The sequence below is a fragment of the Cellulomonas sp. HD19AZ1 genome, from assembly GCF_004535805.1.
Lineage (GTDB): Bacteria > Actinomycetota > Actinomycetes > Actinomycetales > Cellulomonadaceae > Cellulomonas > Cellulomonas iranensis.
Genome location: NZ_SPHX01000003.1, coordinates 435474 through 454482 on the forward strand (window position 1 = coordinate 435474; position 19009 = coordinate 454482).

Sequence of the window (19009 nt, forward strand, 5' to 3'; positions counted from 1 at the left end):
AGCGTAGGGCCGAGCACCGACACCGGGCCCCGGACCGATCGTGCCGTGCGCGGCCGCTCCCGCGCGAGGTCCGCGTCGTGTCGACGCGGCGCCCCGGGCGTGGCACGCTCCACCGAGGGCATGCGTCGGCGGCGGGGAGAGCACGTGCGGGGATCGGCGCAGGGCGCTGGCGGGGCGGACGGCCCCGTCGACGCGCACGCGGCACGGCTCGCCCTGCTCGACTCCGCGGCGCGGGCTGCGGGCCTCGGCACGTTCGAGTGGGACCTCACGACCGGCCGCCTGGTGTGGGACGCCACGCTGCTCGAGGTCTTCGGGTACGACGAGCGCACGTTCGGCGGCACCATCGAGGCGTTCGACGCACGCCTGCACCCCGACGACCTGCCGCCGGTGACCGCGGCGCTCGACCGCGCGATCGCGACGTGCGGCGTCTACGAGGCCGAGTTCCGCGTGCGGCGTCCCGACGGCACGACCCGCTGGCTCACGGCGCGCGGCCGCGCGCTGGCCGGCCCCGACGGCGCGGCGACGCACGTGGTGGGCGTCGCGACCGACACGACGGCCCTGCGCGAGGGCGAGCTGCGGGTCACCGAGATCCTCGAGCAGATGTCGGTCGGGTACTACTGGCTCGACGCGGACTGGCGCTTCGGGTACGTCAACGCCGAGGCCGAGCTCATCCTCGGCACGACGCGCGACACGCTGCTGGGCGGCGACGTGTGGGAGCTGTTCCCCGCGGCCGTCGGCAGCGACTTCGAGGACGCCTACCGGTCCGTCGCGCGCACGGGCGAGCCCCGCACGTTCGACGCCTACTACCCGGCGCCGCTCGACGGCTGGTACGAGGTCCGCGCGGTGGCCGAGCGCGGCGGCGTCGCGGCGTACTTCACCGAGATCACCGAGCGGCGGCGCGCGCTCGCGCTCGCCGAGGAGGGCCGCGCGCGCTCCGACCTGCTCGCTGCGGTCGCGGCCGAGCTCGCCGAGGCGGCCGACCCCGTGCGGGCCCTCGAGGCCGTGCTGCCGCACCTCGTGCCCGGCCTCGCGGACTTCGCGATCGCGAGCCTGCTGGACGAGGGCGGCGGGTCGTGGCGCACGCGCCTGCACGACGTCGCCGCGCTGCACGCCGACCCCGACCTGCAGCCGGTGCTGGACGCCTACCGCGCGCTGCGCGTGCCCGCGCTGACCGGCACGTCCGTGATCGCCGAGGTGCTCGCGACGTCGCGCCCCGTGCTGCGCGTGGGCTCCCCCGCCCCCGAGGTGATCGTCCGCCCGGGCCAGGCGCAGGACCTGCTGCGGCGGCTCGCCCCGCAGACGCTCGTCGTGCTGCCGCTGCGCGGGCGCGGCCACACGCGCGGGGTCATCACGCTCGCGCGGTGCGCCGAGCGCGGCGAGTTCGTCGACGCCGACGTCACGACGCTGCGCGACGTCACGGCGCAGATCGGGCTCGCGCTCGACAACGCGCACCTGCAGGCCGTGCGCCGCGACCTCGCCGAGGAGCTGCAGCGCAGCCTGCTCACCGCGCTGCCGCAGCCCGACCACCTGCAGCTCGTGGCGCGCTACGTGCCGGCGACCACGGGCTCGCAGATCGGCGGCGACTGGTACGACGCGTTCCTCGTGCGCGACGGCAGCACGTGCCTCGTCATCGGCGACGTCACAGGGCACGACCTGCACGCCGCGGTGTCGATGGCGCAGACCCGCAACGTGCTGCGCGGCGGTGCGCACGCCATCGCGCGGCCGCCGGCGGGCGTGCTCGCGGCGCTCGACTGGGCGATGCACGACCTGGGGATCACGACCATGAGCACCGCGGTCGTCGCGCGCGTCGAGCAGACCCCCGAGCAGGCGGAGCGCGGCGTGCGCACGCTGCGCTGGTCGAACGCGGGTCACCTGCCGCCGCTGCTGCTGCACCCCGACGGCCGGGCCGAGCTGCTGCGTCGGCGCAACGACGTGCTGCTGGGCCTGCGTCCGCACAACGCCCGCCACGACCACACCGTGGCGCTCGCGCCCGGGTCGACCGTGCTGCTGTACACCGACGGTCTGGTCGAGCGGCGCACCGAGCGCCTCGAGGTGGGGCTCGAGCGGCTGCGCGCGCTGGCCGAGGAGCTGGCGGACCTGCCGCTCGACGAGTTCTGCGACCGGCTCGTCGCGACGCTCGCGGCGTCGAGCGGCGACGACGTCGCGCTGCTCGCGGTCCGCGCGTTCCCGCAGGACCGCCCGCGCCCGCCCGAGGCGGGCCCCGAGCTCGTGCCGGGCCGCCGCGCCTGATCTCGCCGTGCGGCGGCGCGCACGCCCGGCATACTGAGGCCGTGACTGCGCACGACGAGACCCTGGACGACTCCCCGGGCGGCCAGCTGCTCGTCGACGACGCCGACCCGACGACGCTCGTCGCGACGGGCGAGATCGACGTGTTCGTGGTCGAGGGCCTCGCCGAGCACGTCGGCGCTCCCCGCACCGAGACGGGCCGGCGGCTCGCCGCCGAGGGCGTCCGCACGGTCGACGTCGCGGGCGCCGAGTACATCGACTCGGGCTTCATCGGCCTGGTCGCGTCGCTCGCCGCCGCGGCGGCGCCCGACCGCGTGCGGGTGCGCGGCGCGAGCGGTCAGGTGAGCGACGTGCTCACGCTCACGGGCCTGGACTCGCTGGTCGAGCTGGTCTGACCGGCCGCCTCGCGGGCGTCGCCGTCGCGCGTCAGCCCTCGAGCGGCACCGTGAACCACACGGTCTTGCCGCCGCCGCGCTCGGGGCGCACGCCCCAGCGCGCCGCGAGCCGCTCGACCAGACGCATGCCGTGCCCGCCCGGCACGTGCGGCCCGCTCGACCGGACCACGGGCAGCGCGTCGCCCGCGTCCGTCACCGCGACCGTGCACGTCGTGCGCGTCGACTCGACCCGCACCGTGATCGCCTCGGCCGACCCGTGCCGCACCGCGTTGGTCACCAGCTCGCTCGTCAGCAGCTCGACGGTCGCGACGGTGCCGGGCGACATCCCGAGGTCGCGGGTCCGCTCGTTGACCCAGTGACGGGCCTTCGGGATCGACCCGCGCCGGGACTCGATCCGCAGCAGCACCGACCCATTGCACCAGACCTGCCCCGCGCGCGCGTCCCGCGACCGCGATCCGGTGCGGCGAGCGCCGCGCGGACGCTCACGCCCCGACGGTGACCAGCACCTCGTCGACCGCCACCTGCACGTCCAGGTCGGGGTGGAAGAGCAACCAGTCGAGGCTCGCGACGGCGAGCGCGCCCAGCAGCGCGGCCCCCGAGATCCCGGTGACCGTCGCGGGGTCGGCACCCTGCTCGGCGCGGACCTCGCGCAGCACGTCGCGGAAGTGCACCGCGACGTCCGACCGGATCGGTGCGAGCGCGTCGCCCCACGTGCGGTCGGTGCGGAACAGCTCGGCGGCCATGAGCTTGGCGAGCTCGGGGTTGGTCTGCAGCAGGGTCATGGTCGCGACGGCCACGGACCGCAGCGCGGCCCGGCCGGTGAGGCCGGTCCGCGCCGCGGACACCGTGTCGACGAGCCGCGTGAACCCGGTGCGCAGCACCTCGGAGAACAGCGCGTCCTTGGAGTCGAAGTTGTAGTAGAGGCTGCCCTTGGCGACCTGCGCCTCCTCCGCGACCTCGTCCATCGACGCGCCGGTGATGCCGCGGCGGGCCGCCACGGTGATCGCCGCGTCCAGGATCGCCTGCCGGGTGGGTCGGCGTGCCACGGTGCCTCCTCGTCTCCGTCGGTCCGTCGTCCGCTACACGCTCAGCTCGGGGTGGAGCCGGGCGATCGTCCACACCTTCTGCCGGCGCGCGGACCACGCGCTCACCGCGAGCGAGCCGATCAGCAATGCTGACATGACCAGCACCGCCGCCCACAGCCGCTGGTCGACGCCGCCGCCGACGAGCTCGCGCAGGCCGTCGACCACGTAGGTGGCCGGCATGTACGGGTGCAGCGCCTGGAAGAACCGGGGCGTGGTCTCGACGGGGTACGTGCCGCCCGACGACGACAGCTGCAGCATGAGCAGCACGAGGGCCACGACGCGGCCCGCGGCCGTGCCGAGCAGCACCACGAACATCTGCTGCAGCGCGAGGAACGCGAGCGTGGTGAGCAGGATGAACGCCGCCATGCCGATCAGGTGCACGGGCTGCATGCCGATGCCGAGCACCAGCACGAACATCATGACGACGACCTGCACCACGCCGACCGCGGCGGCCGGCAGGTAGCCGGTCAGCACGGTGCGCAGGCCCGAGACGCCGGACGCGAGCGGGCGGCGCGGCAGCGGCCGCAGGATCAGCCACGTGATGAGCGCGCCGACGAACGTCGCGAGGGCGATGAAGAACGGCGCGAAGCCCTCGCCGAAGCCCTGCACCTCGTGGTGCGTGGTCTCGTCGAGCGTGACGGGCGTCGCGACGGCGTCGGCCGTGCGCTCGACCCGGTCGGACGTGAACGACGGGGCCTTCGCCGCCCCGTCCTGCAGGGTCGAGGCGAACGTGCCGGCACCCTCGGCGAGGGTCCGCGTGCCGTCGGCGAGCGTCGTGGAGCCGGCCGCCGCCGTGGAGGCGCCCGTGCGGAGCGTCGCGGCGCCGTCGGCGACCTGCGCGGCGCCGTCGGCGAGCTGACCGGCCTTGCCCGCGGCGGTGCCGAGGCCCGACGCGAGGGTCTGCGTGCCGTCGGCGAGCGTGTGCGCACCGGTGTCGAGCTGCGCGACGCCCGTCGCGAGGCTCTGCGCCCCGGTCGCGAGGTCGCGCGCTCCGGAGGCCGCCGAGGCGGCGCCCTGGTCGAGCCGGGCGAGACCGGTGTGCAGCGTGGTCGCGCCGGTGGCCGCGTCGCCGAGGCCCGACGCGAGCCGGTCGGCCCCCGCGTGCAGCTGGGAGACGCCGCTCGCGAGCGGGGTCGCGGACGCCGAGAGCTGGCCCGCGCCGGTGCTGACGGCACCGGCACCGGCCGCGAGCGCGTCGATGCTCGAGCCCTTGGACTGCAGGACCGCGTCGAGCTGCGCGAGCGTCATGTCGGGATTCGCGGTGCGCAGCTGCTGCAGCGCGGTGACGCCGCCGGCGACGCGCGTCGCGCCGTCGGCGAGCGCCGTCGCGGACGCGGGCAGCGCCTTCGCCTTCTCGTCGAGGGACGCGAGGCCGTCGCGCAGGGTCGTCGCGCCGGGCGCGAGCCGCTGGAGGCCGCCGTCGAGGGTCGCGGCACCGGTCGCGGCGTCGTGCGCACCGGTCGCGAGGTCGCCCAGCCCGGTGGACAGCGTGCCGGCGCCGCCGCTGAGCTTCTGCGCACCCGCGTCGGCGGACGCGAGGCCGTCGGCGAGGGCACCGCTGCCGTCGACGAGGCGCCCGGCGCCGTCGTGCGCGGTCTGCAGGCCGGACGCGAGCTGGGCCGTGCCGCTGCTGACCTGCGCGGTGCCGTCGCCGAGGCGTGCGGAGCCGTCGGCGAGCTGACCGAGGCCGACCACGAGGGCGCCCGCGCCGCCGTTGAGCTGCTGCGCGCCGTCGTCGAGGCGCGTCGCGGCGTCGGCGGCGTCGCGCACGCCGTCCGCGAGCGTCGAGACGCCCACGAGCATGGTGTCGGCGGCGTCGCGCGTGACGGACTCGGCGACCGCGTCGCGCACCCGGACCATCGCGGTCTTGCCGAGCGTGTCGGCGAGGAAGCTGTTCGCGTCGTCGTAGACGACGTCGATCGTGCCGGGCTGCGGGTCGTCCTCGGACAGGGTCGCGAGGCTCGCGGAGAAGCCCGCGGGGATCGTCACGGAGAAGTAGTAGCTGCCGTCGGCGACGCCGTCGGCGGCGGTCTTCGCGTCGACGAGCCGCCAGCCGAGGTCACCGCCGTCGAGCAGGCGCTGCGTGACGTCGGCGCCCGCGTGCAGCGTCGTGCCGTCGGCCCGGGTGACCGCGACGTCCTCGTCCACGAGCGCGACGGGCAGCCGGTCGAGGTGGTCGGTGGGCGCCCAGAACGCCCAGAGGTACAGCGCGCCGTAGATGAGGGGGATGACGAAGAGCACGGCGAGCGCGATCTTCGGCAGGACGCCGCGGCGGAAGCGCCGCAGCTCGGTGCCGGTGGACAGGACGGACATGGGTCTCTCGTTCTCGCGGGTCGTCGCTCAGCGGGTGAGCGTGACGACGGCGGTGCGGTCGGGGGTGAGCAGGTCGGTGTCGCGCGGGTCGGCGCTGCCGAGGACGACGGCGCGCACGTGCTGCGGGTGCGCGGGGTCGGTGAGGGCCTCGAGGCAGCGCGCGACGACGGCGCGCTCGTGGGGGTTCTTGACGGCGTCGAGGTCGTCGACGACGAGCACCTCGGGGCGGGCGAGCAGCGCGAGCGCGACGCGCACGAGCAGGTCCTGCGCCTCGGAGAGGTCGCGCACGAGGAGGCCGGGCTCCGGCACGGGCACGTCGCCGAGCACGGGGCCGAGCAGCGCGGTGAGGCGTGCGGCCGTGACGCGCGGCGTGCGGCGGTACCAGGGGCTCTCCCAGGACAGCCGCTCGCGCACGACGGCGCCGACGGAGACGACGGGCTCGAGGTCGTCGATGCCGTCGAAGCCCGCGATGCCGGCGCGCTGGCGCACGGCCGCGGCGGCCCGGGAGGTGTCGCGACCCAGGACGGTGAGGCGGCCGGAGGTCAGGCGCATGCGCCCGGCCGTCGCGAGCAGGAAGGACGTGCGGCCCGAGCCGCGGTCGCCGAGCACGACGGTGACGGGCTGGGCGGAGGTCGCGTCGAGCGGGCCGAAGACGGCGCCGCGCGCGCCGCGGACGTGCGCGGCGCGCGCGTCGAGGACGGCGGGCGGCGGGGGTGCCCCGGGGGCGGTGCCGGCACCCTCGCGGGGTGCGTCGGCGGGTGCCGCGACGTCCGGCGCACCGGTGGTGGCGGGGTCGGCGGCGTGGCGGGGGGCGTCGGACGCGGCGTCCGGTGCGGTGAGGCTGGTGGTGGTCACGGGTGCACCCTCGGATCTTTTGAACTGACTAGTCAGTCTAAACACGATGCGCAGCGATCCGCCCTCACAGGAAGCCGTGACGCTCGCCACTTGAAGCATCAACCTTCTCGGCGTACTCTCTACTTGTATCAACAACTATTCGGAGGTCACCGTGAGCACCACGACGTCCGCCGGACCCGCCGACGAGCGCGTCCTGGCCGCCACCACCTCGATGGACGCCGTGACGCTGCACGTCGGCGACCTCGAGGCCATGACCACCTACTACGCCGACGCGATCGCGATGGAGCCGCTCGAGGAGCGCGTGCGCGGGCAGCAGGTGCACCGCGTGCTGGGCCGCGGCACGACGCCGATGGTCCGGCTCGTGCACACCCCGGGCCTGCCCGCCGTCGACCCGCACCAGGCCGGCCTGTTCCACACCGCGTTCCTGTTCGACGACGCCGCGAGCCTCGCCGCGACCGTCTACCGCGCCGCGCAGGACCCGCGCAGCCGGTTCGTCGGCTCGTCCGACCACCTCGTCTCCGAGGCGTTCTACTTCACCGACCCCGAGGGCAACGGCATCGAGCTCTACACCGACCGCGACCGCAGCCTGTGGCTGCACCGCGACGGCGAGCTCGTCATGTCCACCGAGTTCCTCGACCCCAACGGCTACCTGCGCGAGCACCTCACGCAGGAGGCCCTCGACGCGGGGCCCGAGCTGGCCGGCAAGGTGGGCCACGTGCACCTGCAGGTCGGCGACATCGCGACCGCCGAGGCCTTCTACCTCGACGCCCTGGGCTTCGAGGCCACCACGCGCGGCTACCCGGGCGCGCTGTTCGCGTCCGCCGGGGGGTACCACCACCACGTCGCGATGAACACGTGGAACAGCCGCGGCGCCGGGCCGCGCGCCTCGACGCTCGGCCTGGGCGACGTCGCCGTGACGGTGCCCGGTCGCGCGGACCTCGACGCGCTCGTCGGGCGTCTGCGCGCGGCGGGCCTGGCGTTCGCCGACGACGGCCGCGCGGTGCAGCTGCGCGACCCGTGGGGCACGCAGGTCACGGTGTCCGTCCCGGGCACGACGACCGACGAGCTGCTGGCCCGGTGAGCACGCTGCGCGCCGTCCGCTCCCCCGCGCCGGGCGCGGACCCGGCCGCCCCGACCGTGCTGCTGCTGCACGGGTTCGGCTCGCACGAGCACGACCTCGCGGGCCTCGCGCCGCACCTGCCGTCGGGCCTGCCGTGGGCGGCGCTGCGCGCACCGCTCGACCTGCCGCACGGCGGCGCCTCGTGGTTCCCGATCACGACGCCCGGCTCCCCCGACCCGGCACCGGTCGCGGCGGCCGCCGACGCGATCTGGGCGTGGGTCGACGCCGAGCTCGGACCGGACGCGACGGTCGCGCCGCTCGGGTTCTCGCAGGGCGGGCTCATGGCCACCGAGCTGCTGCGCACGCGACCCGCGCGCGTCGCCGCGACCGTCGTGCTCGGCGGCTTCGTCGCGGGCGGCGAGCGACCCGGCGACGCCACGCTGGCCGGCACGCGCCCCCCGGTCTTCTGGGGCCGCGGCGAGCTCGACACCGTCATCGCGCCGCACGCGATCGAGCGCACCGCCGCGTGGCTGCCCGCGCACAGCACCCTGACGGCCCGCACCTACCCGGGCCTCGCGCACGGCATCGACGCGGCCGAGCTGGCCGACGTCCGCACGTTTCTCACGGCGCACGTGGCGGGCTGAGCGGGCGCGGCGCCGTCAGGCCATCCGCTTCTCGAAGCGGAACATCAGGTCGTCGTCGTGGCCCTGCCCCGACCCCGCGGCCGGCGCGTGCGGATCGGGGTGACCCGGGTGGAAGAACTCGACGGCGTGGAAGCCGCACACGTTGACGTAGAAGTGGATGTTGCGCACCTCGAAGTGCGGCGTCATGGTCTCCCACACGCGCGTGCGCGGGTAGCGACACTCGATCGCGCGCCAGGCGGCGCGCCCGACCCCCCGCCCGTGGTGCTCGGGGTCGACGAAGAAGAAGTCGAGGCTGCCGCGCCCCGCCTCCCGGTCGACGCTCACCACCGCACCGCCCACACGCTCCCCGCCGACGACGACGTGCAGCACCTCGGCGCCGGGCGCGGCGAACGACTCCCGCAGGTCCTCGTCCGACGGGATCGGCTCGGCCATGCCGGGCGCCGCTCCCGCCGGGACCGCGAGCGCGAACGCCGCCTGCACGCGGCGCGCGAACGCGTCGAGGTCCGCCGGCTGCGCCTCGACGAGCTCGACCGCGATCCCTGCTCCTGCCGTCATGCTCCCCGTCCTCCTCGTCCTCCCCGCCGGTCGGCTCACGACCGTCGCCGGGTCCCGACCGGTCCTCACCGATCGTCGCGCAGCCGCCTGTGCGCCGCCCCGCGCGCGCAGCGGCGGCCGGCCCTGGGCCCGGCCTGCGACGATGGACCGCGTGGACGCTCCGGCCCTCATCGACCTGGACACCTGGCCCCGGCGGCAGCACTTCGCCCACTACCTGCGCGCCGTGCCGTGCACGTACGCGATGACGGTCGAGGTCGACGTCACCGCGTTCGTCGCCGCGGTCCGCGCAGCGGGGCGCCGCACCTACCTCACGCAGGTGTGGGCGATCGCGTCGGTGGTGAACCGGCACGACGAGTTCCGCATGACGCTCACGACCGACGGCGCGCCTGCCGTCTGGCCCGTGGTGCACCCGTCGTTCACCGTGATGCACCCCGGCAGCGAGACGTTCGCGAGCCTGTGGGTGCCGTACGACCCGGACTACGCCGCGTTCCACGCCGCGGCCGCTGCCGTGGTGGCCGAGCACGCGGGGTCGGGCGAGCTGTTCCCGCAGGGCCCGCGGCCGGCCGCCACGTTCGACGTGTCGAGCATCCCGTGGACGTCGTTCACGGGGTTCACGATCACGGCGACGCCGGGCACGCACCTCGCGCCGATCTTCACGCTGGGCCGGTACGTCGAGCGCGACGGGCGGGTGCTGCTGCCGCTCGCGGTGCAGGTGCACCACGCGGCGGCGGACGGCTTCCACACGGCGCGGCTCGTGGAGGAGCTGCGGGCGCTGCTCGCCGACCCGTCGTGGGCGGCCGGCTGACGGCACGCCCGCCCGGCGCGACCTGCGCCTCCCGCCGCTCGCGGTGGCCGCGCTGTCCGCGGTCGCCCAGGCGCTGCTCACGCGCCGTGGGCGTCGGCCCTCGCCGGGCTCGCTCGTCGTCGCGACGAGTCGCGACGACGAGCGACCCACGCCAGCAGCAGGTCGACGAGCAGGAACGCAGCCAGGGTGACCCCGAGCAGCGGCAGGAACAGCCCGACGGCCGCGGCGACCGCGATCACGGCCACGGCGCCCCACCACGGGACCTGCCGCAGGACGCCGCGCGCGGGAGGCGCGCCGGGCCGATGCTGCGTGCGGGTGGGTCGGCGCTGCCACCACATCGTGTAGCCCCAGACGACCATCGAGACGATGCCGGAGGCCAGCACGAACAGCACGATCTGGTGGGGCAGACCGAACATCGACCCCATGTGCAGGTCGATGCCCCACCGTGCGAGCTTGGCGATCAGGCCGAACTCGGCGAAGTCGACCCGGTCGGTGACCTGCATGGTCGTGCCGTCGATCGCGACGGCGTCGACCTCGGTGGGGTAGCTCCGCTGGATCTCCTGCACGACCCATGCCGTGCCGGGTTCGGCCGGTGGCCGGATCTCCACCAGGCCGGTGTTGACGTTGACCTCCTGCGCCACGGAGAGGACCGAGTCGAACGCGCCGGGTGCGTACGTCCCGCTGCTGACGCCCGGGGTGACCGCTGTGGTGTGACCTGCGTGCTCGTCACCTGCGCCGTCGCCGCCTCCGTCCAGCGCGGTGCTGACGGCCGGGGTCGACCATCCGAGCGCGCCACGCAGGTCGGTGACGTTGGCGCCGCCGTGCTGGGACCACGTGATGCCGGTCGCGGACAGGAACAGCGCCCCGGCCATGACCCAGATGCCGACGGCGAGGTGGCGGCTGCGGGTGCGGGCGTAGGGCGTCCTGCCCGTCCCGGGGCGCAGCATGTCCCGGCGGCGTCGGGTGCGGCGGAACTGCACCACCCACATCGCCAGACCGGACAGGGCGATGATCCCCAGCCAGGACGCTGCCAGCTCGCTGTAGAGCCGGCCGGGGTCACCCAGGTGCAGGCTGCGGTGCAGCTGGTCGATCCAGGTACGCAGCGGGAGCGCCCCGCTCGTGCCGTAGGTCGTCAGCTCGCCGCGGACCTCGGCGGTGCCGGGGTCGACGAACACCGCACGGGTCTCGCTGGGCCCGAGGTCGGTGCCGGCGAACATGACCCTGGTCGTGGCGCCCGGCTCGGGAGCGGGTCGCACCGCGACGAGCGTCTCGCCCTGGCCGACGTGCTCGCGGGCCGCGACGACCTGGTCGGCCAGCGGCAGCGCGGCGGCGTCGGGTGACGCTGCGGTGAGCTCGTGGGCGTAGACGACCCGTTCGATCTGCGGGGTCAGGGCGTACAGCCCGCCGCTGATCGCCGCGACGACGATGAACGGCCCGACGAACACCCCGGCGTAGAAGTGCAGGCGCAGCAGGAGCGGGCCGAGCCAGCGCCTGCGGGCACGCGGTGGGCTCGTCGTGGTGGCCGCGGGCAGCGTGCGGCCCGGTGCGGTGGGCGTGGTCATGTCAGCAAGGTCTCTCCGATGAAGCCGCCCTCGGCGCAGCCGGGCGGGACGGCGAAGACGGCGGAGCCGATCGGCGTGGTCCACTCGTTCAGCAGGTCGAGCTCGTCGAGCCGTTGCTGCAGCGGGACGAACTGGGCGTCGACGTCGGCCTGGTAGGAGACGAACAGCAGCCCGGAGCTCGAGATCTGCTCGCCGACGGGTGCGTCGTCGTAGTTGTACGCGCGGCGGAAGATCCGCTGCCGGGTGTCCTCGGAGCGTGCACGGCGCACGTGCGAGAACTCCGGGATGACGGGGAAGCCGATCGCGGTGGTCGCCTCGAAGTCGGGTTCGTCGTGCTCCTGCGCACCGGTCAGCGGCGCCCCGTTGGACAGGTAGCGCCCCACGGACTGCTCGCGGCCGCTGCGGTCGAGCTCGTCCCACTTGTCGAGGTTCATCGCGATCCGACGCACGACGACCCCGGTGCCGCCGGCCAGCCAGCCGTCGCGGATCCACACCAGCTCGTCGAAGTCGGCGGTCCCCGGTGCGGGGTTGACGGTGCCGTCGACCTGTCCGAACAGGTTCCGCATCGTGGTGCCGGAGGCCTGCGACCCGCGAGCTCGGCGAAACCCGGGCTGGGTCCAGCGCAGCCGGGCGAAGCTTCGGGTGTCCTTGAGCAGCATCCGCACGGTGTGCGCGACGGTCATCCGGTCGTCGGCGGCGACCTGGATCAGCAGGTCGCCGTCGCTCCACGCGTCCTGCAGCCGGTCGATCCCGAAGGCGGGCAGCGGGCGCAGCCACGACGGGGCGTCGACCGTCGTGGCGCGGCGCACCAGCTCGGGGCCGAACCCGAAGGTCACGGTCAACCGGGAGGGCACCAGAGCGAGCTCCGGCTCCGAGTCGGCCAGGGCGGCGACCCCCCGGGTGAGGCGGGCCGCGTCGTCGGTGAGCAGCTGCATCATCCGCCGCAGACCGTCCCGGTCGGTCTGCGTGTGCAGGTCCAGGGCCACCAGCGTGGCGTAGGCCTGCGGCGGCGCCGTGGCGATCCCGGCCTGGTACGTGCCGTGGAAGTCGACGGTCTCGGTGCCGTGCAGCGCCTCGCCCACCTCCGGCGGGCTCGTCGTCGCGTCGTCGGACCTCGTCGACCGCCGGGTCAGTGCATCGGCACCGACCGCGACGACCGCGCCGGCGCCGGCGACAGCCCCTCCCAGGAGGAACTGCCGCCGGCTGGGTCCGCTGCGACCGGCCTCAGGCGTCCGGTCTCGGGCCATCACTCGTCGCCCATGTCCATGTGCTCGCCCATGTCCGCGTGCTCGCCCATGTCCATGTGCTCGCCGCCCTCGTACGTCTCGTTGGCTCCGGAGTAGTCCTTGGCCGGGACGGTGAACTCGTAGGTGGAGCCGTCGGAGAACGTCAGGGTGAAGGCGACCTCGTCGCCGGCGTGCAGCGGCTCGACGAGGTCCATCAGCATCAGGTGGTTCCCGCCGGGCTCCAGGCTCAGCGACGTCCCGCCGGGGATGGTGAACCCGTCGGCCTTCTCGCGCATCACCATCTGCCCGGACTCGTTCTCGACGGTCTCGTGCAGCTCCATCGCGGAAGAGGCCGGGCTGGTCACCGACACGACGGTCACGTCGGAGTCGCCGGTGTTCTCCAGCTCGCCGAACGCCGCGGACATGCCGGAGTCGGCGGACTTGACCCAGCCGTCCTCGAGGACGACCGACTCACCGGCGCTGCTCGCACCGGTGGCGGTCGGGCTCGTGTCGGCGCTCTGGGCGTCGGTCCCGCACGCGGCCAGGGCGAGCACCGCGGCGGCCGCGGCAAGGGTGGACAGGGTGTGTCGAACAGACATCACGATCTCAGCTCTCATTCGTTCGGAAGGAAGACAGGTGGTGGGGCGCGCTCAGCGCGCCCGGGTGAGTGCCCGACGGCGGACGACGAGGACCACCGCGTAGACCCCTGCCGCGATCCCGGCGCCGGCCGCCGCGACCAGCACGGTGCGCAACGGCCCGTCGCCGGACGCGGCCGTGGACCCCTCGGCCCCCGCTTGGGGGCCCTGGGGGTCGGCGGTGGTCGACGACGTCGCGCTCGGTGCTGTCGGCGACGCCGACGGCGGGTCGTCCCGCACACCGAAGGGGATGGATCCGGTGATGGGGTGCCCGTCGGAGGACACCACCCGCCACCGCACCGTGTAGCCGCCGTCCGGCAGGTCCGGCTCCAGCGGAACCGTCACGACCTGACCGTCGACGACCGGCGCTCCGGTCGCCCGGTCCTCGCCCGTGGCGTCGGCCACGACCACTGCGGCCCCGACGTCCATCACCTCGGCCGAGAACTCGAGCCGGATCTCGACCGGCGCCTGCTCGAGGCGTCGATCACCACCGGGGACGCTGTCGATCAGCTGGTCGTGCGCGGACGCCACGGTGGACGAGCCGAGGAGCATGAGCCCGGCGAACGAGCTCACGGCCACGGCCCGCCCCAGGGCGCGCCTGAAGGACGAAGTCACGTCGAAACACCTCACGCGGTGCCGGGCACACGCCACGGGACTCCGGGGCGCGGCAGTCGCGCACCGGGCAGGTGTCCCCGACAGGTCGTCGGACCAGCGCGTCAGCCGCGCCGGCTAGGTCAGGGCAGGACGACCGGCGAGCGGCGGGCCACGACGGGTGACGCCTCCCAGCGCGAGCAGGAGCACACGACGGACGGGACCGTCGGCGACGACGATCGCCGCGGCCGCAGGGCGCGCGACCACGGACGTGGGCCGCGGGAGCAGCACGAGCAGCCGACGCGCGAACCGCAGCAGCACGGCCGCGATGCGCGCCGCCACGACCTCGCCGTGGCGCAGCGCCAGCACCGTCACCACGCCCGCCAGGGCGTGCGCGACCCACATCCCCGCCGACGCGTGGGCGAGGTGCGCGACCGGCTCGGCGGTGCCGGCCAGCAGGCCCGCCGCGTCTGCGCCGTGGTGGCCGGCATGGCCGACGGCGGACGACGACGTCGTCCCGGGGGTGGTCGCACCGAGGACGAACAGGACGTGGAACATCAGCTGGCTCACGGCGACGGACACGGACAACCGCATCCAGCGCATCCGTACGCCGGCCAGCACCGAGCACACGGTGAACGAGAAGACCAGGGGGACCACGACGCCGAGGGGGCCCGGCAGCGCGCCTCCCGCCGTCACGTGCGACACCAGCGCGACGAGCGTCGAGGCGATCGCCGCACCCAGCCCACGGGTCAGTCGACGGGCGCCATCAGGTGGCGCCGCGACGTCACCCGGCCCGGACACGGCGGTCATGCTACGCGGGAGCCGGGACCGAGGTCCTACCCGGCGCGGCGGCCAGGGCTCCCACCCTCCGTCGGAGGACGAACCCGCGCTGCTCGCCGATCCGACGTGGGTCACGGCTGACGCTCTTCGTGTTTCACTCGTCGCTATTCGTTGCGATGATCGCAACCCGTTGCGTACGGTGAACGCATGGAGAAGCGCGACGCGATCGACGACATCATCGACATCGTCCTGCCCGTGCCCGCCCCGGCGCCCGCGGACGCCGACGAGCTGACGCGGGCACCGCTGGAGGCCGTGCGCGAGGAGGTGGTGCGCCAGCGCGAGGTCTTCGAGCGGTACCTGCGCGTCGCCGACGGCGACCGGTCACCCACGCGCCAGGACGTGCTGCTTGCCGAGATCGAGCGGGCCCGCACCGAGATGCGCGAGGCCGAGGACCGGCTGCGGATGCTCGTCGCGTACGGCCGCGAGTTCGTGGCGCCGCAGCCCTACCCGCTCAAGACCCTCGCGGCGGCCGCCGGCATGTCGATCTCGGGCACGCGCAGCGCGTACACGTCCGACGAGGTCGCCGCCGTCGCCGAGCGCACGGGCCGCCGGCCCGTCAGGAGCACGGCGCTCGACGCGTAGCCGGGCCGGACGATCGGAGAGCGACGCGGGCCTCGGCCGCGGCGCCGCCGAGAGCACGACGCGGCGGCACGGCAGGATGACGACGTGACCGCCGCACCCGACCACGTCGAGCTCAGCACCGACGACCTGCGGGCCGTGGCCCGGTACGCGGCGGACTGCGCGTCGCAGGTGCTGCCCGCGTTCGAGGCCGCCGTCCCCGACGACCCGCGGCCCCGCGAGGCGCTCGCCGCCGCCCGCGCGTTCACCGACGGCGCCGCGCGCAGCAACCGGCAGCGCACGGCCGCGGTCGCCGCGCACCGGGCCGCCGCCGCGGTCGACGACGAGGTCGCCCGGCTCGGCGCGCTCGCGTGCGGCGACGCGGCGGCGGCCGCCTACCTGCACCCGATCGCGCGCGCGACGCAGGTCGGCCACATCCTGCGTGCGGCGGCGTGCGTGGCGCGCGTCGCGGAGCTCCGTGCCGTCGCCGCCGGTGACGACGCCGGTCGCGCGGCCGACGAGGCCGTCGCGACGCTCGCGGGGCTCGCGGCACCGCCCGTGCCCGCGGTCCTGCGCCGCTACCCGCCCGCACCCGCCGGGCGGCACCGCCTGGCCGAGCTCACGAGCGCGCTCGACGCGGCCGTCCGCGCGCGCAACTGACCCCGCGCCGCGAGGCTCAGGCGAGCACCTTCTCGACGACCGCGGCCACGCGCCGCGCGCGGGTCTCGGCCGCCTTGGCCCCCTCGACGGCCGTGACGTGCGCCTTGCGGGCGCTCGGGGAGAGCGCGTCGAACGCGGCGCGCGCCCCGGGGGCCGCGTCGAGCGCCGCGGCGAGATCGGCCGGCACCTCGACGACCCGCGGTGCCGTGTCGAGCTCGAGCGTGACCTCGATCGGGTCGCCGCCCGCGAGGCCGGTCTCGCGGCGGTGCGCCGCCGAGAACGGGATCAGGTGACGCCCGCCCATGACGGCGAGCGTCGAGCGGTACGTGTGCCCGTTCACGGTGACGACGACCGGGGCGCGCTTGCCCGCACTGAGGGCCTCGACGACCGCGGGCGGCACCTCGACGCCGGTGTTGTTGCCGTCGAGGAGCAGGGTCGTGGTGAACGTCTGCGTGGCCATGCCCGCATCGTCCCGCGCGGCACGGCCGGGCACCACCGGGACAGGACGACGCTCCACCCCGCCGGGCCCCCGCGTCGCCGTGACTCCTCGTCGCGCCGTGCCGGCTCACGCCCGCCCCGACCTACTCGGTGTGCTGCCGCCCGATGTAGTCGGACATGCCGGGGACGGTGAAGGCGATCCGGCCGTGCTCGGGCGCGTACACCAGACCCTTCGCGATGAGCTGCGCCCGGGTGGGCCCGAGGCTCCCGATCTGCTTGCCGAGTCGACGGGCGACCTCGCCGCTCCGAGATCCCCCGTCACCGTCCTCGGCCATCGCCCGCAGATACGCGCGCTCGGCGGGTGTCGCTCGATCCCACCGCGCCGGGAAGAAGCCCTGGTCGAGCTGCGCGCGCCCGAGCTCGAGCGCGCGCTCGGCGTCCGCCTCGGTGAACACCTTCGCCGGAGCGACGTCCCAGATGGCCTTGCCGTACTCCTGGAGGAAGTAGGGGTAGCCCGCGGCCGCCTCGACGAGGAGGTCGAGCGCCTGCGCACCGTATCTCGCCCCGACCTTCTCCGCTGGCGTGGCCAGCGCAGCACCGGCGGCGTCGCGGCTCAGGGGCCCGATCTCGTGGTAGTCGAACAAGCGCTCGGCATAGGAACGCGACTCGCTGAGTGTGGACGGGAGGCTCGGGAGACCGGCGCCGATGACGTAGAAGGGCCACTGTCGCTGCCCTGCGGCGTGCTGCACGGCGAGCAGCGCCGTCAGGAGCTCGTCGTCGACGTCCTGCATCTCGTCGATGAAGATGGCGAAGCCCTTGCCCTCCGGCCGCAGCGCCGTCGCGACGTCGTCGACCATCTCCTCGAGGTCGAGGTCGACCTGGCCGGTATCGGCACGCCCCTCGGTGGTCTCGATCCCCAGGGACACGCCTGCGACCCCGATGGTCGCCGAGAACGACCCGATGCTGCCGAGTACGCCCTTCAGCCGCTCACGCGCGCCCGGACGGTTGTAGCGGCGAGCCGCCACCAGGAGCTCGCGCGCGAGCTTTCCTCGCACCGCACGCGCCCCGGCGTCGCCGGGAACGGCCTCGATCGCCACGGTGAACCAGCCGTGGGAGTCGGCATGGGCGCGGAGCTCGTTGAGGAGGACCGTCTTGCCCACGCCGCGCAGCCCCGAGAGCACCATGCCTCGGTTGTGCAGGTGGTTGCCGGTGCGTGCCACCACCGTGTCGAACGCCTCCACCTGCGCTTCCCGCCCGACCATCGCGGGCGGTCTCAGGCCCGACCCGGGCGCGTAGGGGTTGAGCGCGCGATCCATGAAGGGGATCATACAGTCGTATAGCGAATTGCTCTATACATCCACCTCAGGTGGTACACCTCTCGCGGCGAACAGGCCATGTCGACAGCCCACCCGCATACCCTGACCCGCATGGCCACCATCCGGGACGTCGCGGCCGACGCGGGCGTCGCGCCGAGCACGGTGTCGAACGTGCTGTCGGGCCGCAAGCGGTTCCCGGACGCGACGGTGGCGCGCGTGCTCGCGAGCGTCGAGCGGCTGGGCTACCGGCCGTCCCCCGCGGCGCGCGCGCTGGCGCTGGGGCGGACCAACGTGCTGGGGCTCCTCGCGTCGTACCGGCCGGGCTCGCGCGAGGCAGACGTCGACGTGTTCATGCGGTTCGTGCGCGCGGCGATGTACACGGCGCAGCCGCGCGGGTACGACGTGCTGCTCATGGGCCGGGGCGACGACGAGCTCGCGGGCGACGTGCTGGCCGACGCGCTCGTCGTCATGGACGTGCGGCTGCACGACGCGCGGCTGCCGGTGCTCGCGGCGCTGCCGCAGCCGGTCGTGCTCGTCGGCTGGCCGGCGCAGACGCACGGCCTGAGCGCGGTCGACCTGGACTTCGCCGACGCCGCGCGCACGATGCTCGGGCACGTCGCGGACCTGGGGCACCGCGAGGTGGCCGTGCTCGCGGGCCCGGAGGACCCCGCCGACCCGGACGCCGACGAGCTGTCGTTCCGGCACCGGTTCCGCACCGGGTTCGCCCGCGCGTGCGACGACCGGGGCGTGCGCGGCCGGTTCGGCGCGTGCGCGCGGGGCGACGTCGCCGCGTGGCTGGACGCGACGCTCGCGGACCTGCACGGTCTGACGGCGGTGCTCGTGCTCGACGTCGCGGCGGTCGACGAGCTCGTGACCGAGCTGCACCGGCGCGGCCGCTCGGTGCCGGGCGACGTCTCCCTGGTCGCGCTCTCCCCCGTCGAGCAGCCCGTGGCCGGGCACCCGGACCTCACGCTCGTCGACCTGCCCGGGCGGGCGATGGTCGCGCGGGCGGTCGAGCGCGCGCTCGACGAGCTCGCGGGCGCCGCCGCGGGTGCGGTCGACCTGCTGCCCGCCGTCCTGCACCCGGGCGCCACGACGGCCGCGCCCGGGCGGGGTCTGCGCGACTGACCACCGCGACCGGGCGGCGGGGCGCGCGACGTGCGGCCGACCACCCCGCCCGCCCCCGCCGCCCCGCGCGCGACCATCCGTGACCGGCCCCTCGAT

At 75.2% G+C, this 19009-nt stretch carries 20 protein-coding genes; 8 read left to right on the top strand and 12 right to left on the bottom strand.

Annotation, left to right across the window (positions count from 1 at the left end; all coding sequences use genetic code 11):
• The first annotated feature begins 144 nt into the window (after positions 1 to 144).
• Positions 145 to 2250: a SpoIIE family protein phosphatase gene (locus E4A51_RS08185; RefSeq protein ID WP_167748855.1), complete on the top strand. Its 2106-nt coding sequence runs from the start codon at positions 145 to 147 to the stop codon at positions 2248 to 2250.
• 41 nt (positions 2251 to 2291) lie between these two features.
• Positions 2292 to 2642 carry an STAS domain-containing protein gene (locus E4A51_RS08190; RefSeq protein ID WP_070319416.1) on the top strand — a complete coding sequence of 117 codons (351 nt, stop codon included), beginning with the start codon at positions 2292 to 2294 and terminating at the stop codon, positions 2640 to 2642.
• Positions 2643 to 2673: 31 nt separating this feature from the next.
• Here E4A51_RS08190 and E4A51_RS08195 read toward each other — a convergent pair whose 3' ends face one another.
• The 4 genes from E4A51_RS08195 to E4A51_RS08210 form a co-directional block, all read right to left on the bottom strand.
• Positions 2674 to 3048, bottom strand: a complete 375-nt coding sequence (locus tag E4A51_RS08195; RefSeq protein WP_070319415.1) for an ATP-binding protein — start codon at positions 3046 to 3048, stop codon at positions 2674 to 2676.
• A gap of 76 nt (positions 3049 to 3124) precedes the next feature.
• Entirely contained in the window at positions 3125 to 3688 is a 564-nt protein-coding gene (locus E4A51_RS08200) for a TetR/AcrR family transcriptional regulator (RefSeq protein ID WP_062104188.1), read from the bottom strand.
• 33 nt (positions 3689 to 3721) lie between these two features.
• Positions 3722 to 6040, bottom strand: coding sequence for a YhgE/Pip domain-containing protein (locus E4A51_RS08205; RefSeq protein WP_134851409.1), 2319 nt, complete (start codon positions 6038 to 6040; stop codon positions 3722 to 3724).
• 27 nt (positions 6041 to 6067) lie between these two features.
• Positions 6068 to 6895, bottom strand: coding sequence for an ATP-binding cassette domain-containing protein (locus E4A51_RS08210; protein ID WP_167748856.1), 828 nt, complete (start codon positions 6893 to 6895; stop codon positions 6068 to 6070).
• A gap of 151 nt (positions 6896 to 7046) precedes the next feature.
• On the opposite strand from E4A51_RS08210, the gene E4A51_RS08215 reads away from it, so the two are divergent.
• Both E4A51_RS08215 and E4A51_RS08220 read left to right on the top strand, forming a co-directional pair.
• A complete protein-coding gene (locus E4A51_RS08215) occupies positions 7047 to 7976 on the top strand; it encodes a VOC family protein (protein ID WP_082739939.1) in 930 nt (309 codons plus the stop codon).
• Positions 7973 to 8599: an alpha/beta hydrolase gene (locus E4A51_RS08220; RefSeq protein WP_134851411.1), complete on the top strand. Its 627-nt coding sequence runs from the start codon at positions 7973 to 7975 to the stop codon at positions 8597 to 8599. Before E4A51_RS08215 ends, E4A51_RS08220 begins: the two co-directional genes overlap by 4 nt.
• A gap of 15 nt (positions 8600 to 8614) precedes the next feature.
• On the opposite strand, the gene E4A51_RS08225 is transcribed toward E4A51_RS08220, so the two are convergent.
• Complete coding sequence (locus E4A51_RS08225) at positions 8615 to 9154, bottom strand: GNAT family N-acetyltransferase (protein ID WP_134851412.1); 540 nt, start codon at positions 9152 to 9154, stop codon at positions 8615 to 8617.
• 142 nt (positions 9155 to 9296) lie between these two features.
• Between E4A51_RS08225 and E4A51_RS08230 the strand changes: the two genes are divergently transcribed.
• Positions 9297 to 9959, top strand: coding sequence for a CatA-like O-acetyltransferase (locus E4A51_RS08230; RefSeq protein ID WP_134851413.1), 663 nt, complete (start codon positions 9297 to 9299; stop codon positions 9957 to 9959).
• 77 nt (positions 9960 to 10036) lie between these two features.
• Here the strand turns inward: E4A51_RS08230 and E4A51_RS08235 are convergent, their stop codons facing one another.
• From E4A51_RS08235 to E4A51_RS08255, 5 genes are all read right to left on the bottom strand, one after another.
• Entirely contained in the window at positions 10037 to 11521 is a 1485-nt protein-coding gene (locus E4A51_RS08235) for a PepSY domain-containing protein (RefSeq protein WP_134851414.1), read from the bottom strand.
• On the bottom strand, positions 11518 to 12768 hold the full coding sequence (locus tag E4A51_RS08240) for a Dyp-type peroxidase (protein ID WP_134851415.1): 1251 nt from the start codon (positions 12766 to 12768) through the stop codon (positions 11518 to 11520). Before E4A51_RS08240 ends, E4A51_RS08235 begins: the two co-directional genes overlap by 4 nt.
• Positions 12768 to 13346: a copper chaperone PCu(A)C gene (locus E4A51_RS08245; protein WP_134851416.1), complete on the bottom strand. Its 579-nt coding sequence runs from the start codon at positions 13344 to 13346 to the stop codon at positions 12768 to 12770. The genes E4A51_RS08240 and E4A51_RS08245 overlap by 1 nt, the downstream gene beginning before the upstream one ends.
• Positions 13347 to 13397: 51 nt before the next feature.
• Positions 13398 to 13997, bottom strand: a complete 600-nt coding sequence (locus E4A51_RS08250) for a copper resistance protein CopC (protein WP_240696422.1) — start codon at positions 13995 to 13997, stop codon at positions 13398 to 13400.
• A 114-nt stretch (positions 13998 to 14111) separates the two neighbouring features.
• The gene (locus E4A51_RS08255) at positions 14112 to 14774 is read right to left on the bottom strand and encodes a hypothetical protein (RefSeq protein ID WP_134851417.1); all 663 of its coding nucleotides are present in this window, start codon (positions 14772 to 14774) and stop codon (positions 14112 to 14114) included.
• A gap of 186 nt (positions 14775 to 14960) precedes the next feature.
• Between E4A51_RS08255 and E4A51_RS08260 the strand changes: the two genes are divergently transcribed.
• The gene (locus E4A51_RS08260; RefSeq protein ID WP_070319406.1) at positions 14961 to 15395 is read left to right on the top strand and encodes a hypothetical protein; all 435 of its coding nucleotides are present in this window, start codon (positions 14961 to 14963) and stop codon (positions 15393 to 15395) included.
• Positions 15396 to 15479: 84 nt separating this feature from the next.
• Positions 15480 to 16031, top strand: a complete 552-nt coding sequence (locus tag E4A51_RS08265) for a putative immunity protein (protein ID WP_070319405.1) — start codon at positions 15480 to 15482, stop codon at positions 16029 to 16031.
• A gap of 16 nt (positions 16032 to 16047) precedes the next feature.
• On the opposite strand, the gene E4A51_RS08270 is transcribed toward E4A51_RS08265, so the two are convergent.
• Entirely contained in the window at positions 16048 to 16491 is a 444-nt protein-coding gene (locus tag E4A51_RS08270; RefSeq protein ID WP_070319404.1) for a YdeI/OmpD-associated family protein, read from the bottom strand.
• A gap of 121 nt (positions 16492 to 16612) precedes the next feature.
• Positions 16613 to 17785 (bottom strand): ATP-binding protein, encoded by a 1173-nt coding sequence (locus E4A51_RS08275; RefSeq protein WP_134851418.1) that lies wholly within the window; start codon positions 17783 to 17785, stop codon positions 16613 to 16615.
• 111 nt (positions 17786 to 17896) lie between these two features.
• Between E4A51_RS08275 and E4A51_RS08280 the strand changes: the two genes are divergently transcribed.
• The gene (locus tag E4A51_RS08280; RefSeq protein ID WP_070319403.1) at positions 17897 to 18913 is read left to right on the top strand and encodes a LacI family DNA-binding transcriptional regulator; all 1017 of its coding nucleotides are present in this window, start codon (positions 17897 to 17899) and stop codon (positions 18911 to 18913) included.
• Positions 18914 to 19009: the final 96 nt, after the last annotated feature.